Consider the following 13,720-nt stretch of genomic DNA (forward strand, 5'->3'; position numbering starts at 1 on the left):
CCGGCGCATGCCGCGCCTCTTCCCTCGGCGCGCCGCAGGGCTTATCACAGCGCGCTTTTCGCACGCTTCGTCGAGCCAGATGGATACCGGGTCGCGTCAAGAAAACGCAGCAACACATGCGGCTGGATCATTTGCGCAAGGCAGTGCGAAAACGATCCGGCGGGGAGGACGGCTGAACATGCGCAAGATCGTCGCCGGCAAGCTGCACGGGCTCACCGTGACGGGGGCCGACCTGAACTATCATGGCTCCATCACGCTCGATCCCGAGCATTGCGAACAGGCGGGCATCCTGCCGCTGGAATTCGTCGAGATCTGGAACCGTAATTCCGGCGCGCGCATCTCCACCTATGTCATCCTCGGCGAGCGCGGCTCGCGCTGCTGCGTGCTCAATGGCGCCGCCGCCCGCACCTGCCAGCCGGGCGACGAGGTCATCATCTGCAATTCGGTCTATGTGCCGGAAGGCGAGATCGTGGCGCTGCGCCCGCGCGTCCTGACCTTCGACAAGGACAATCGCGTCGTCAGCCGCCTCACCTATGAGGTGACGCGCGACAGCCACGGCGCCTACCACTTCGCCGTGCGCGACGAACGCGGCGACGAGAAGCCGATCCCGCTGCGGGTCGAGGCGTCCTGATCTGCCCGCCGACCGGCGCGCGCGGGATCAGAACTTGTAGTTGATGCCGATCTTGGCGGTCTGCGCGGTCACGCCGGCGCTGGCGCCGAGGGTGTCGTAGAACTTGGAGCCGAGGTCCGTGTAGAGATATTCGGTCTTCGCGGTCCAGTGGTCGGTCAGCGCATATTCGATGCCGGCGCCCGCGGTCCAGCCGGTGTGGGTCTGCGACTGGCTGGCGCCCAGATAATCGATGGAATTATTGCCCCAGGCAAAGCCGCCGGTGACATAGGGCAGGATCGGGCCGAAGGCGTAGCCGAGCCGGCCCCGCACCGTGCCGAACGAATCGAGGGTGCTGGACAGGCCCAGAACACCAAGCTGTCCACCCAATTGCCCACCCAGTGGTCCGGACGCGCTGGCGCTGATGTCGCCGCCCTGGATGTCCGCCTCGATGCCGGCCACGACATTGTTGCTGAACTGGTAATTGTAGCCGGCCTGGCCGCCGCCGAACCACCCCTTGGGGTCGATGCCGGCCCCACCGAGGGAGCCGCCGAGCGCATCCTGGCCCGAGCCCCAGCCATAGCCGGCATTGGCGCCGATATAAAAGCCGGTCCACGAAAACACGGGGGCGGGAACCGCAACCGGGATCGCCGGCTGAGCCGGGCGTCCAAGATCCGCCGCTCCAGCAGGCCCGACCAACAGACAAGCCGCGAACAGGAATGCAGGCACGGCAAGGTATACGCCCCGGGGGGTGGTGCCTGATTTGCCGAACACCGTCCATTCCATGGCCGCGCTCCCGCGTCTTTCCGCCTTTCAACTTGGTCCGTTGCGCGGGCGGGGCAAGGGCGGCTTGGCGGCGAAGCGATGGCGGGCGCCGATTCGCATTCACGAATGCGTGCGTTCACCGCCTTTGGGGCGGCCAGAATGAAAAGGGGCTCGCGGCCATGGCCGCGAGCCCCTCTTTCACTCCAAGAAACGTCTCGCGCTGGCGCGAGATCAGAACTTGTAGTTCACGCCCAGCTTGGCGGTGCTGATGTTCGAGCCGACCGAATAGGAGTCGCCGAAGAAGTCGTTGGTGGTGTTCTTGTTGAAGCCGAGATAGAGATACTCGGCCTTGACCGTCCAGTTGTTGGTGATGGCGTACTCGACGCCGGCACCGGCGGTCCAACCCCACTTGGTGTCGTTGTAGGTGTTGCCGTAGAAGTCGCTGAAGTTCTGCTTCGCCCAGGCCGCACCACCGGTGATGTAGGGCAGGAAGCGGTCGATGCCGTAGCCGAGGCGGGCGCGGATCGTGCCGAAGTAGTCGATGTTCTGCGAGATGGAGCCGCCGGTGAACGGGCCGCCCGCCACGACGGTGGAGCTGCCGATGTCGGACCAGTCCAGATCGGCCTCGACGCCGACCACGACGTTGTTGGCGAACTGGTAGTTGTAGCCGGTCTGCAGGCCGCCGATGAAGCCGTTGCCGGTGCCGGGGCTGTAGGAATAGCCGACGAGCGAGCCGAACGGGGTCACGTCATAGGTGTTGTCAGCCCAGCCCCAGCCGACGTTGCCGCCGATGTAGAAGCCGGTCCAGGAGAAGGTCTGCACCGGGATGGGCGCCGCCTTCACGGGATAGCGGGTGGCGAGATCCGCCGCGGACGCAGAGCCGGCGAGGAGGGCGAGGGCGGTGGCGCCCAGAAGTGCACGCTTCAACATATTCATTACCTTTGTTGGTCAATCGGTCCAGCCCGGGGGCCTCGCCGACGAGTGGTTACGTCATACATCCAGGTGATGCGGTCGTCTGTAGCGAACGGGCCACACCCCCAAATTCAAAACGGGCGGAGATGTGGCAAAGTCCTAGCACTTGTTCAGGTTTGTGGCGTGACCTTTGGTAAAAGCGGCAAACCTGCGACAGCTACAAGGTTTTGCCTCAATTTTTGCCCTTGGGTCATCCCCTGATTTCAGAAGCGATAATTCACACCTGCCCGTAGAATATTGGCGTTGATGCCGCTTTCCACGGGTCCGATGACTGTCGGATAGGTTGCACTGCCAAGGTCTACGTAAAGATACTCTGCACGCGCACTCCAGTTTCGGTCGAAGGCGACTTCCGCGCCGGCGCCGATGGTCCAACCGGTCTGGGTGGAGCTGGAGGAGAGGCCGAGGACATCCAGGCTGCCCTGGCCGTAGGCGAAGCCGCCGGTGCCGTAGACCAGGACGCGGTCGAACGACCAGCCGAGGCGGGCGCGCACGGTGCCGAGATAGTCGAGGCTGTAGCCCCCGGCGGACAGGCCGGAGAAATTGAAGTCGGCCTCGACGCCCAGCACGAACGGGCTGGCAAACTGGTAATTGTAGCCGGCCTGGAAACCGCCGATGAAGCCGCCCGGATCGCTGTTCACGGTGGAGCCCCAGCCGTAGCCGGCATTGGCGCCAATGTAGAAGCCGGTCCAGGTGAAGGCCGCGACCGGTTGCACATAGGGCGCGGGATAGCGACCGGACAGGTCGGCTGCAACCGCCGGAGCGGCGAGCACGACGCCCGCCAGGAGCGCGGTGGAAGCAAGCAGACGGGAACGCATGGACTGTCCTCCAGGGTCCTGCCGGCCTTTTCGCCCCGGCAGTGCACGCACCCTTGCAGACGAACCTTGCCTAATCCTGTCCCCAAGCCGTGGGACGCGTGCATACCTAACGCGCCGTTAATTTATTAAATATTTGATTTATAATGGAAAAATATGGAGACGAGCAGGTTGTCCCCCACCAGGGTAGGTCGGACGTTTGCGACGTGGTTGAGCGGCAGTTAACGCCCTCGGCTCCGGCGGAGATTCCATCCGGCGCCCCGGCGCACTACATAGGCTCCATGACCGGCAGACGCCCCATCGACCCGCCCGAGATCGCCTTCGCCCGCGATGACCAGGCCACCCCTGCGCCCGAATCGGACGAGATGGAGGCGGCGGACGAGACCGACCTCCTCATCCTCGACGCCACCGAGGCGCCGCCGCCCGGTGCGGAAAGCCTGGCCAGCGGGCGCGACGCCATCATCCGCGCGGTCAAGCATGCCCCGGCGGGCCCCGGCGTCTATCGCATGATCGCGGCGGACAGTTCCGTGCTCTATGTGGGCAAGGCCAAGAGCATCAAGAAGCGGGTGCTCAGCTACACGCGCCCGGTGGGCCACACCAATCGCATCGCGCGGATGATCGCGGCCACGGCCTCCATGGAGTTCGTCTCCACCCGCACCGAGTCGGAAGCGTTGCTGCTGGAGGCGAACCTCGTCAAGCAGCTGAAGCCGCGCTTCAACGTGCTGCTGCGGGACGACAAATCCTTCCCCTATATCCTCATCACCGCCGATCACGTGGCGCCGCAGATCACCAAGCATCGCGGCGCGCGCAACCGGCCGGGGGATTATTACGGGCCGTTCGCCAGCGTGTGGGCGGTGGACCGCACCATCAACGCGCTGGAGCGCGCCTTCCTGCTGCGTTCGTGCTCCGACAGCTATTATGAGAATCGCACGCGCCCCTGCCTGCTCCACCAGATCAAGCGCTGCGCCGGCCCCTGCACCGGCGAGGTGAGCCACACCGATTATGCGGAGCTGGTGCGCGAGGCCCGCGCCTTCCTCTCCGGCCGGTCCCGCGCCATCAAGGAAGAACTGGCGCTGGAGATGGAGGCCGCCTCCCAGGAGCTGGAATTCGAGCGCGCCGCCCGCCTGCGCGATCGCCTGGCCGCGCTCTCCGCCGTGCAGGGCTCGCAGGGCATCAACCCGAGGGGGGTGGAGGAGGCGGACGTGTTCGCCTGCCACCAGCAGGGCGGGGCCACCTGCGTGGAGGTGTTCTTCTTCCGCACCGGCCAGAACTGGGGCAACCGGGCCTATTATCCCCGCGCCGACCGCTCTTTGTCGGAGGCCGAGGTGCTGGGCGCCTTCCTCGCCCAATTCTACGAGGACAAGCCCTGCCCGCGCCTCATCCTGTTGTCCCACAAGGTGGAGGAGCAGGCGCTTCTGGCCGAGGCCCTCTCGGAAAAGACCGGCTATCGCATCGAGATCGCGGCGCCCCAGCGCGGCGAGAAGCGCGACCTCGTGGACCACGCGCTCCAGAATGCCCGCGAGGCCCTTGCCCGCACGCTGGCGGAAAGCGCCACCCAGGCCAAGCTGCTGGAAGGCGTTGCCGCCACCTTCGGCCTCAAGGCCACGCCCCAGCGCATCGAGGTGTATGACAATTCCCACATCATGGGCACCAACGCGGTGGGCGGCATGATCGTGGCCGGGCCGGAAGGCTTCCGCAAATCCCAGTATCGCAAGTTCAACATCAAGTCGGCGGACATCGTGCCTGGCGACGATTTCGGCATGATGCGCGAGGTGCTGCGCCGCCGCTTCTCGCGGCTGCTGAAGGAGGCGCCGCGCGAGGGGGCAGGGGAGGGGGCGGTCGACGGGGCCGGCGAGGCTGCCGGTGGCGTCCAGGATCCGGAGGCGAGCGGTGCCGCCGGCGTGGCGCAAGGCGCCGACATCGCTTCGCCGCCCGTCATGCCCGGCCATGATGGCGGTTTCGCCGGGCCGGTCGTGCCGACGCCGGTGGAAGCGGGGCCTTCGAGCGCCGAACCGGACGAGCCTCCCGGTCGCGACCCCGAGGAGGCGGACGCCCTGCCGGACGCCGCCGAAGCCTCGCCGTGGCCGGACCTCGTGCTCATCGACGGCGGCCTCGGCCAGCTCAATGCGGCGCGCACGGTGCTGGACGAACTGGGCATCACCGACGTGCCGCTGGTGGGCATCGCCAAGGGCCTCGACCGCGAGGCCGGGCGCGAGCAGTTCTTCCTGCCCGGCCGTACGCCGTTCCGCATGGAGCCGCGCGACCCGGTGCTCTATTTCATCCAGCGCCTGCGCGACGAGGCGCACCGCTTCGCCATCGGCTCCCATCGCGCCCGCCGCAAGAAGGACATCACCGAGGCCGGTCTCCAGGCCATCGCCGGCGTCGGGCCGACGCGCAAGCGCGCGCTGCTGCGCCATTTCGGGACGCTGAAGGCCATCGAGCGGGCATCGTTGGTCGATCTGGAGCAAGTGGCCGGCATCAATGCCGCGACCGCCAAGGCGGTGTATAATTATTTCCACGAGCGGCCGCCCGGCTGAGGGCGTCTGGAGCCGCTGCTTTCGCAGGGAGGCTTCCGCCCGCCGCGCGCGCGGCCTAAATAGAAGCCGTCCGCCTCCCCCGGGGCGCGGGCATCGAGGCGGCATCCGACCGGCGAAGAGATCCGATGGCAGAGGCAGCGACCCGTTCCCCCACCTCCTCCGCGCCCGAACAGCGCGGGCGGAGCCACGCACTCTCGCTGCCCAATATCCTCACCTATTCGCGCTGCGTGGCGGTGCCGCTGGTGGCGGCCTGCCTGTTCTGGTCGGACATCCTGGCCGGCGGGCTGTGGCTGCGCTGGGTGGCGCTCGCGCTCTACATCGCCGCGGCGGTCACGGACTTCTTCGACGGCTATCTCGCCCGCGCCTGGTCGCAGCAGTCGGCCATCGGGCGGATGCTGGACCCCATCGCCGACAAGCTGCTGGTGTCCACCTGCCTTTTGATGTTCGCTTCCGACGGCACCATCCGCGGCTGGTCCCTGTGGGCGGCCATCGTCATCCTGTGCCGGGAGATCCTGGTGTCCGGCCTGCGCGAGTTCCTGGCCGAACTGCGCGTCTCGGTGCCGGTGTCGCGCCTCGCCAAGTGGAAGACGACGCTGCAGCTCGTTGCCGTGGGCGTGCTCATCACTGGACCGGCCGGGGAGGGCGTGCTGCCGGGGGTGAACCTCGTGGGGCTGACGCTGCTGTGGGTCTCGGCCGTGCTCACGTTATACACGGGCTATGATTATTTCCGGGCCGGCGCCCGCCACCTGGTGGAGGACGACCGGTGAAGATCCTGTATTTCGCCTGGCTGCGCGAGCGCATCGGGCTGGCGGAGGAAGAGGTGGCGCCGCCCGCCGAGGTGGCGACCGTGGCCGATCTTGCCCGCTGGCTCGCCGGCCGGGACGAGGCCCATGCCTATGCCTTTGAAAATGCCGCCGTGGTGCGCGCCGCCCTCGACCGGCGCCACGTCAAGCCGGATGCCGCGCTCGCCGGGGTGCGGGAAGTGGCGTTCTTCCCGCCCATGACCGGAGGCTGAGCCGTGTTTTCCGTGCGCATCCAGGAGGCGCCGTTCGATGCGGCCGCCGAGGCGGCGCGCCTCGCGCAGGGGCGCACCGACGTGGGTGGCATCGTCACCTTCACCGGCCTGTGCCGGGCCGACGCGGGGGCGGACGGGGCAGGGCTCACGGCGCTCACGCTGGAGCATTATCCCGGCATGGCGGAAGCGGAGATCGAGCGCCATGTGGCGGAGGCCCGCGCGCGCTGGCCGCTGTTCGGCGCCATCGTGGTGCACCGGCATGGGCGGCTGGTGCCGGGCGACCCCATCGTGTTCGTCGCCACCGCCTCGGCGCACCGGGCGGCGGCGTTCGCTGCGGCCGAATTCCTCATGGACTGGCTGAAGACCAGCGCCCCCTTCTGGAAGAAGGAGGAGCGGGCGGACGGTCCCGACGCCGGCGGATGGGTCGAGGCCAAGGCCAGCGACGACGCGGCGGCGGACCGCTGGGCGCAGGACTGACTGCGCCCAGTCCGTCAAGTGCAACACTTCGCCGTCAGGCGAGGAAGGCACCGTGCACCCAGCCGGACTTCTGCGCCACGCCCTGGGCGTCGAGCACGTTCACGAACCACCAGCTGCCACGTTGCTCGACGGGAGCCACCTGCGTGCCGTCGGCGAGCAGTTGGATCACCGCGAATTCCGTGCCGGCGCCCTGGCGCAGGTTGAGGCCGGTGGGCGAGCGCACCGTCAGGACGTTGGGCCCGTCCTCGGCCCGTCCGCCGAGCACCTGGGTGCGGAACCGCGTCATGTCGAAGGCCGGGCCGGGATCCCACTTGCGGCCGCGGGCGATGTCGTCATGGCCGAGGATGGTGTCCACGCCGTATTTGGCCGCGAGCGCCCGGGCGATGGCCACCGCCGTCGCCATCTGCTCCGGCGAATAGGGCTCCCAGCCGATGGCCGCGTCCGACGGACGATAGGGATTGCCATTCTTGTGGGCGGCGAGGAAGGGGTTGGCAATGGGCACGTTGGTGTAGGAGGTCCAGCTCCCGCCGGGACCGGGCTTCAGATAGCCCCAGTTGGCCAGCTCGATGCCGAACGACTTGTTGTTGAACGACGTCAGTCCGCCCCAGCTGGATTGGCCGGCGTGGTTGGCGGCGGTGTCGAAGTCCACGCACTGGATCACCGAACCGTCGCGGTCGATGACCACATGGGCGGAGGACTTGGATGTGTTGTCCGAATCCTGGAACCAGGAGGCGCTGGAGCGGCCCGAGGCGCCGTAGGTGAAGTGCATGATGAGGATGTGCGGCGTCGCGCTGAACGGGCCGCCGGTGTGCGCGGCCGGCGAGGCAATGCGCTCCACGGCCCGGCCGTTCTGTTCCAGTCGATGGCGTGTGTTGATGGCGAAACCCATGACCCCCTCCCAGCGTCAAGCGGTTCGGCATCCTATGATTGATATATTGAAATACTCAATCAATAGTTGCGTCATTCTCGCCCCGGTATCGAGGGATGTGGCCCGCTCCCGCTTGCGGATGTGTCGCGACCGGCGCAGGCCCTTGCGTCCCGCCGCTGGCCACGTCTATGAAACACGAGCGCCCTACCGAAGAGCCGGACAACGGTCCTCGCGCTGGTGAGAGAGACGATCCAGAGACACATTCCATGGATTTTCGCGTTTCGCTCGACGGTCGCTCCGCGTTGGTGACGGGTGCGTCCGGAGGTCTCGGGGCCTTTTTTGCCGAGCGGCTGGCGGCTGCCGGGGCGCGCGTGGCCGTTGCCGCGCGTCGGCGTGATGCCTGCGCCGCTTTGTGCGCCCGCATCGAGGCCGCCGGAGGCACTGCGCTGCCCATCGCCCTCGACGTCAGCGACGAGGCCTCGGGCGCAGCGGCGGTGGCCGAGGTGGTGGCGGCATTCGGCGGCCTCGACATTCTCGTCAACAATGCCGGCGTCACCGGCACCACGCCGCTCATGGACGAGACCGCCGAGGCGTGGGACCGCATCCTCGACACCAATCTGAAGGGGGGTTTCCTGGTGGGCCGGGAAGCCGCGCGCGCCATGGCGAAGACCGGGCGCGGCGGCCGCATCGTCAATGTGGCGTCCATCCTCGGGCTGCGCATTGCCGGACAGGTGGCGGCCTATGCGGCCTCCAAGGCGGCCCTGGTGCAGCTGACGAAGTCCATGGCGCTCGAATGGGCGCGCTATTCCATCCAGGCCAATGCGCTCTGCCCCGGCTATGTGGAAACCGACCTCAACCGCGATTTCTTCGCGAGCCCGGCGGGCGAGGCGCTGATCAAGCGCATTCCCTCCCGCCGCCTCGGCCGCCTCGATGATCTCGAGGGCCCGCTCCTGTTCCTGTGTTCCGACGCCGCCCGCTATGTGACCGGGACGACGCTGGTGGTCGATGGCGGCCACCTCGTCTCATCCCTGTGACGGCGCGACGGCGTGCCATTCCGCACGGTCCCGCTTCCGCTTGAGGGACCGGCCTCTTAAGGTCATCGAGGCGCCAGCGCCGAGGAGGAAATGATGCGACACAAGGTGTACCCGGACGCGAAAAGTGCCCTGGAGGGCGTTCTCGCCGACGGCATGATGATCATGGCCGGCGGCTTCGGCCTCTGCGGCATCCCCGAGAATCTCATCGCCGCCATCCGCGACCTCGGCGCGAAGAACCTCACCTGCGTGTCCAACAATTGCGGCGTGGACGATTTCGGCCTCGGCATCCTCCTCGCCAACGGCCAGATCAAGAAGATGCTGTCGTCCTACGTGGGCGAGAACAAGCTGTTCGAGAAGCTGTACCTGGCCGGCGAGCTGGAGCTCGAGTTCAACCCGCAGGGCACGCTGGCCGAGCGCATCCGCGCCGGCGGCGCCGGCATTCCCGGCTTCTACACCAAGACCGGCTACGGCACGATCATCGCCGAGGGCAAGCCCACCCGCGAGTTCAACGGCGAGCACTATGTGCTGGAGACGGGCCTTGTGGCCGACCTCTCCATCATCAAGGCGTGGAAGGCCGACAAGGAAGGCAATCTCGTCTACCGCAAGACCGCTCGGAACTTCAATCCGATGATGGCCACCGCCGGCAAGGTCACCATTGCCGAGGTGGAGGAGCTGGTGGAGATCGGCGATCTCGACCCGGACACCATCCACACCCCCGGCATCTATGTGGACCGCATCGTCGTCGCCAAGGGCGCCGAGAAGCGGATCGAGAAGGTGACCACCCGCAAGCGCGAAGAGGTGAAGTGAGATGGCCTGGACCCGTGACGAGATGGCGGCCCGCGCCGCCCAGCAGATCCGCGACGGCTTCTACGTCAACCTCGGCATCGGCATCCCCACCCTGGTCGCCAACGCGCTGCCCCCCGGCATGACCGTGAGCTTCCAGAGCGAGAACGGCATGCTGGGCATCGGCCCCTTCCCCTATGAGGGCGAGGAGGATCCCGACCTCATCAACGCCGGCAAGCAGACCGTGACCGAGGTGCCGGACACCTCCTATTTCTCCAGCTCCGATTCGTTCGCCATGATCCGCGGCGGCCACATGGACCTGTCCATCCTCGGCTCCATGCAGGTCTCCGAGACCGGCGACATCGCCAACTGGATGGTACCCGGCAAGATGGTGAAGGGCATGGGCGGCGCCATGGACCTGGTAGCCGGCGCCAAGGAGGTCATCGTGCTCATGGAGCACGTGGAGAAGTCCGGTGCGCCCAAGCTGGTGGAGAAGTGCACCCTGCCGCTCACTGGCACCAACGTCACCGACTTCGTGATCACCGACCTTGCGGTGTTCGCGTTCACCAAGCGCGGCGGCACGCTGGTGCTGAAGGAACTGGCGCCGGGCGTCACCCTCGACGAGGTGAAGGCCAAGACGGCGGCCAAGTTCGAGGTGGGCCTCGCCTGAGGCCTGACTTCCCTGAGGCTTGTCTTCGGGTTCTGAAGTGGAAGGCTCCTCCGCCCTGCGGGGGAGCCTTTTTTGCTCACGCCGCAGCTTGGTTCCGCAGCCCGTCCGGCAGGGCGAGGCTCACGTCGGCGGCATCGAGGATGCCCGGCAGTGCGGCGCCGTGGAGCACGGCGTATTCCACCTCCCGCTGCTGGGTCAGGGGATCGCGGGCGGTGAGCGGATCGTCCACCCGGCCGGGATGCACCATCACCAGCCCGCCATCGGGCACGCCCTTCAGGAAGTGGGTGAGCAGGGTCGCGAAATCGTGGTCGGCGGAAAAATCATAGGCGCCGCCGAAGCCGCGATTGGTGACAAGGCCGCGCCGCGCCGCATCCCGCGCGAACCCGCTGGCGAAGGCGCCGATGAGCCGGCCCTTCGCATCGAAGCCATGGAGCGCCGCCTTGGCTGGGGTCACGTCCCGCAGCCAGGCGCGGGGCGCGAAGCGAGCGGTGGCGGCGAGGACCGCCTTGCGCACCACCGGCAGCACATGCACGTGCTGGTGGCCGTCCACATGGTCCGGCGGCCGGCCGAAGGCGTCGAGGAAGGCCTCGAACTGCGCCTCAACTTCCGCCGCCACAGCCTTGGCGTCGAGCCGCCGCGACAGGGCCGCGAGCACCACCTGGGACAGGGAGGGGAAGCAGCCGTTCGCGCCCGCCATGCCCCGGGAGAGCGGGGGAAAGGTGCCGGTGAGGGTCACATGCAGGCCGATGCTGACATCCCGCTCCTCGGCAACGGCCTTGAGGGTGTCGGCCTCCTCGATCAGGCCGTCGAACACGGTCATCACTGAGGTGGCGTTGATCCGGTGCGCCGTGATCAGCCGGCGGATGGCCTCCGACACGCCGGGCGAGATGGCGTAGTCGTCGGCGCACAGGACCACGCGCTTCACGGCTCGGCCCTCGACGCCAGCGCCGACGGGTGGCCGGGACCCGCGAAGGGCTGCCCGGAGATGGGCTGTCCCGTCAGGGGGTGGCCTGTGGCCTCGGCGGGGGCGCGGTTGAGCACGTGGTCGGCGACGTAATAGACCGGGCGCGCCTTGATCTCGGAGAGGATGCGGGCGACGTACTCGCCCATCAGCCCCATCACCAGTAGCTGAGTGCCGCCGATCACCATCAAGCCAACGACGATGGAGGGATAGCCCGGCAGCGGGATGCCCCAAACGAGCCGTTCCACCACGATCCAGCTGCCATAGAACAGGGCAAGGCCCGCCAGCACCGCGCCGAACGCGGCGGCAAGGCGCAGCGGGGCCGGCGAGAACGAGGTCAGCGCCTCCATGGACAGGCCCAGCAGCCGCAGGAAGCTCCAGGAGGTGGAGCCATGGGCGCGCGGTGCCGGCCGGTAGGGCACCGCGATCTGGCGGAAGCCGATCCAGCTCGACAGGCCCTTGAAGAAGCGGTTGCGCTCAGGCATGCGCCGCAAGGCGGCGGCGGCGCGTGGGGACAGGATGCGGAAGTCGGCCGCATCCTCCGGAATGGTGGTGGCGGCGCCGAAGTTCAGGAGCTTGTAGAAGGCGCGCACGAACAGGCGCCGGCTCGCCGCCTCGTCCGAGCGGTCGGCCTTCACCGCATAGGCCACGTCGTAGCCCTCGTCCTTCCACAGGCGCAGGAAGGTGGGGATCATCTCCGGCGGGTGCTGGCCGTCGCCGTCCATGAACATCACCGCGTCGCCGCGGGCATGGTCGAGGCCGGCCATGAGGGCCGCCTCCTTGCCGAAATTGCGCGACAGCGCCACCACCTGGATGTCGATGCCCAGCACCGGCAGGCTCGCGGCCAGCGCGGCGCTGCCGTCGCGGCTGCCGTCGTCCACATAGACGATTTCCATGGTGAGGCCGCGCGCGTGCGCCTCGGCGGAGGCCGCGGCGCTCAAGTTGGCATGGAAGAAGGGCAGGCCTTCGGCCTCGTTGTAGAGCGGAACGACGATGCTGAGATCAGGTGTCATGGTACTTCCGCCGGGCACGCGCAGAGAATGCAAACTCATCTAGCCGCCTCCGCCCCGAAAGGGAGCAGAAATTTTTTGCGAGGATGCGGAACCTCCGCTTTTCCTCCGCGTTGACAGGTCAGCTCGATCACTCCCCCCATTGATCGTGCCATTGGCGCGGCCGTCTTCCCCCAAGGCGGCCGCGTCGTCATTTTGGCGGCCGGCCATCGCGAGGAGTGGGGTCGCTTGCGGGATATCAAGGCCCGAGACTTTGGGCGAGTTTAGGGTAAGGTCGCGTCGTTCAAACGGCCGAACGGGGGCCTTGTGTGATGATTCGCGACATTCTGGTCAATCTCGCCCAAGGGGTTGAGACGGATCGCGCCTGCGATTTCGCGGCGAGCCTCGCTGCAAGCTTCGGTGCCCATCTCACTGGCCTGTCGGTCGCCTATGAGATCGATGTGCCGCCCTTCTACATGGGCGCCCTCCCCACCGATTTCATCGATGCGCAGGTGCTGGAAAACCAGGCCGCCGCCGAGAAGGCGTCGGCGCGCTTCACCGCCGCTGCCAGCGCGGCCGGGGTCGCCCACGAGGTGCGCAGCCTGTCCGCGTCGCTCGGCGTCGCCGCCAACAGCTTCGCCGAGATGGCGCGGCTGTTCGACCTCACGGTGGTGGCCCAGCCCGATCCGGACCGGCCGGGTCCGGAAGAGGTGATTGCCGAGACGGTGCTGATGGAATCGGGTCGCGCCGTGCTCATCGTGCCTTATGTGCAGGTGAAGCCCTTCAGCGCCGAGCGCGCCGTGGTGGCGTGGGACGGTAGCCGTCCCGCCGCCCGCGCGCTTGCCGAGGCGCTGCCTTTGCTTCACCGCACCAAGGAGGTGGAGGTCTTCCGCGTGGTGTCCCATCGGGACGAGGAAGACACCGTAGGCGCCGACGTGGTGCGCCACCTCGCCCGCCACGGCCTCAACGCCAAGGTGCGCAAACTGCCGGTAACCTCCGGCGAGCCCATCGCGGCGGCCATTCTCAACGAGGTGGCCGACCAGGGCGCCGATTTCGTGGTGATGGGCGGCTACGGCCATTCCCGCATCCGCGAGCTGGTGATGGGCGGCGTGACCCGCGAGATCCTCGCCACCATGACCGTGCCCGTGCTCATGGCCCATTGAGGCCGCTCAAAGACTGGTCCTGAACGGCGTCCCGTCGTCCAGCCTGCGCAAAAGCAAAAGGCCCTCT

15 protein-coding genes are annotated in these 13,720 nt (G+C 67.6%); 9 read left to right on the top strand and 6 right to left on the bottom strand.

Translation table 11 applies throughout. The features are described from left to right. Positions 1-178: 178 nt before the first annotated feature. Positions 179-631, top strand: coding sequence for an aspartate 1-decarboxylase (gene panD, locus FZ033_RS10540; protein ID WP_149576078.1), 453 nt, complete (start codon positions 179-181; stop codon positions 629-631). Positions 632-658: 27 nt separating this feature from the next. On the opposite strand, the gene FZ033_RS10545 is transcribed toward panD, so the two are convergent. From FZ033_RS10545 to FZ033_RS10555, 3 genes are all read right to left on the bottom strand, one after another. Next, positions 659-1,231 (bottom strand): outer membrane protein, encoded by a 573-nt coding sequence (locus tag FZ033_RS10545; protein WP_232847425.1) that lies wholly within the window; start codon positions 1,229-1,231, stop codon positions 659-661. A gap of 372 nt (positions 1,232-1,603) precedes the next feature. Next, positions 1,604-2,302 carry an outer membrane protein gene (locus FZ033_RS10550; protein ID WP_149576080.1) on the bottom strand — a complete coding sequence of 233 codons (699 nt, stop codon included), beginning with the start codon at positions 2,300-2,302 and terminating at the stop codon, positions 1,604-1,606. A 245-nt stretch (positions 2,303-2,547) separates the two neighbouring features. Further along, complete coding sequence (locus FZ033_RS10555; protein ID WP_188079418.1) at positions 2,548-3,159, bottom strand: outer membrane protein; 612 nt, start codon at positions 3,157-3,159, stop codon at positions 2,548-2,550. Between the two features lie 278 nt (positions 3,160-3,437). Here FZ033_RS10555 and uvrC point away from each other — a divergent pair, with 278 nt between their 5' ends. The 4 genes from uvrC (at position 3,438) to FZ033_RS10575 (ending at position 7,185) form a co-directional block, all read left to right on the top strand. Further along, complete coding sequence (gene uvrC / locus FZ033_RS10560) at positions 3,438-5,693, top strand: excinuclease ABC subunit UvrC (RefSeq protein ID WP_408068477.1); 2,256 nt, start codon at positions 3,438-3,440, stop codon at positions 5,691-5,693. A gap of 125 nt (positions 5,694-5,818) precedes the next feature. Then, positions 5,819-6,460, top strand: a complete 642-nt coding sequence (pgsA, locus tag FZ033_RS10565; RefSeq protein ID WP_188079419.1) for a CDP-diacylglycerol--glycerol-3-phosphate 3-phosphatidyltransferase — start codon at positions 5,819-5,821, stop codon at positions 6,458-6,460. Next, positions 6,457-6,708, top strand: coding sequence for a molybdopterin converting factor subunit 1 (gene moaD / locus FZ033_RS10570; protein ID WP_149576081.1), 252 nt, complete (start codon positions 6,457-6,459; stop codon positions 6,706-6,708). The genes pgsA and moaD overlap by 4 nt, the downstream gene beginning before the upstream one ends. 3 nt (positions 6,709-6,711) lie before the next feature. Next, positions 6,712-7,185 carry a molybdenum cofactor biosynthesis protein MoaE gene (locus tag FZ033_RS10575; protein ID WP_149576082.1) on the top strand — a complete coding sequence of 158 codons (474 nt, stop codon included), beginning with the start codon at positions 6,712-6,714 and terminating at the stop codon, positions 7,183-7,185. A 34-nt stretch (positions 7,186-7,219) separates the two neighbouring features. Here the strand turns inward: FZ033_RS10575 and FZ033_RS10580 are convergent, their stop codons facing one another. Then, positions 7,220-8,074 carry an N-acetylmuramoyl-L-alanine amidase gene (locus tag FZ033_RS10580; protein ID WP_149576083.1) on the bottom strand — a complete coding sequence of 285 codons (855 nt, stop codon included), beginning with the start codon at positions 8,072-8,074 and terminating at the stop codon, positions 7,220-7,222. Positions 8,075-8,319: 245 nt separating this feature from the next. Here FZ033_RS10580 and FZ033_RS10585 point away from each other — a divergent pair, with 245 nt between their 5' ends. The 3 genes from FZ033_RS10585 to FZ033_RS10595 all read left to right on the top strand — a co-directional run bounded on the left by FZ033_RS10585 (position 8,320) and on the right by FZ033_RS10595 (position 10,540). Then, positions 8,320-9,087: an SDR family NAD(P)-dependent oxidoreductase gene (locus tag FZ033_RS10585; protein ID WP_188079420.1), complete on the top strand. Its 768-nt coding sequence runs from the start codon at positions 8,320-8,322 to the stop codon at positions 9,085-9,087. A gap of 93 nt (positions 9,088-9,180) precedes the next feature. Beyond that, the gene (locus FZ033_RS10590) at positions 9,181-9,894 is read left to right on the top strand and encodes a CoA transferase subunit A (protein WP_149576085.1); all 714 of its coding nucleotides are present in this window, start codon (positions 9,181-9,183) and stop codon (positions 9,892-9,894) included. 1 nt (position 9,895) lies between these two features. Next, complete coding sequence (locus FZ033_RS10595; protein ID WP_149576086.1) at positions 9,896-10,540, top strand: CoA transferase subunit B; 645 nt, start codon at positions 9,896-9,898, stop codon at positions 10,538-10,540. Positions 10,541-10,616: 76 nt separating this feature from the next. Here FZ033_RS10595 and FZ033_RS10600 read toward each other — a convergent pair whose 3' ends face one another. Both FZ033_RS10600 and FZ033_RS10605 read right to left on the bottom strand, forming a co-directional pair. Beyond that, positions 10,617-11,465, bottom strand: a complete 849-nt coding sequence (locus tag FZ033_RS10600; RefSeq protein WP_149576087.1) for a ChbG/HpnK family deacetylase — start codon at positions 11,463-11,465, stop codon at positions 10,617-10,619. Next, positions 11,462-12,514 (bottom strand): glycosyltransferase family 2 protein, encoded by a 1,053-nt coding sequence (locus tag FZ033_RS10605; protein ID WP_232847426.1) that lies wholly within the window; start codon positions 12,512-12,514, stop codon positions 11,462-11,464. The genes FZ033_RS10600 and FZ033_RS10605 overlap by 4 nt, the downstream gene beginning before the upstream one ends. A 308-nt stretch (positions 12,515-12,822) precedes the next feature. Between FZ033_RS10605 and FZ033_RS10610 the strand changes: the two genes are divergently transcribed. Beyond that, a complete protein-coding gene (locus FZ033_RS10610; RefSeq protein ID WP_149576089.1) occupies positions 12,823-13,653 on the top strand; it encodes a universal stress protein in 831 nt (276 codons plus the stop codon). The last annotated feature ends 67 nt before the right edge of the window (positions 13,654-13,720 follow it).

The sequence above is a fragment of the Xanthobacter oligotrophicus genome, assembly GCF_008364685.1.
GTDB lineage: Bacteria > Pseudomonadota > Alphaproteobacteria > Rhizobiales > Xanthobacteraceae > Xanthobacter > Xanthobacter oligotrophicus.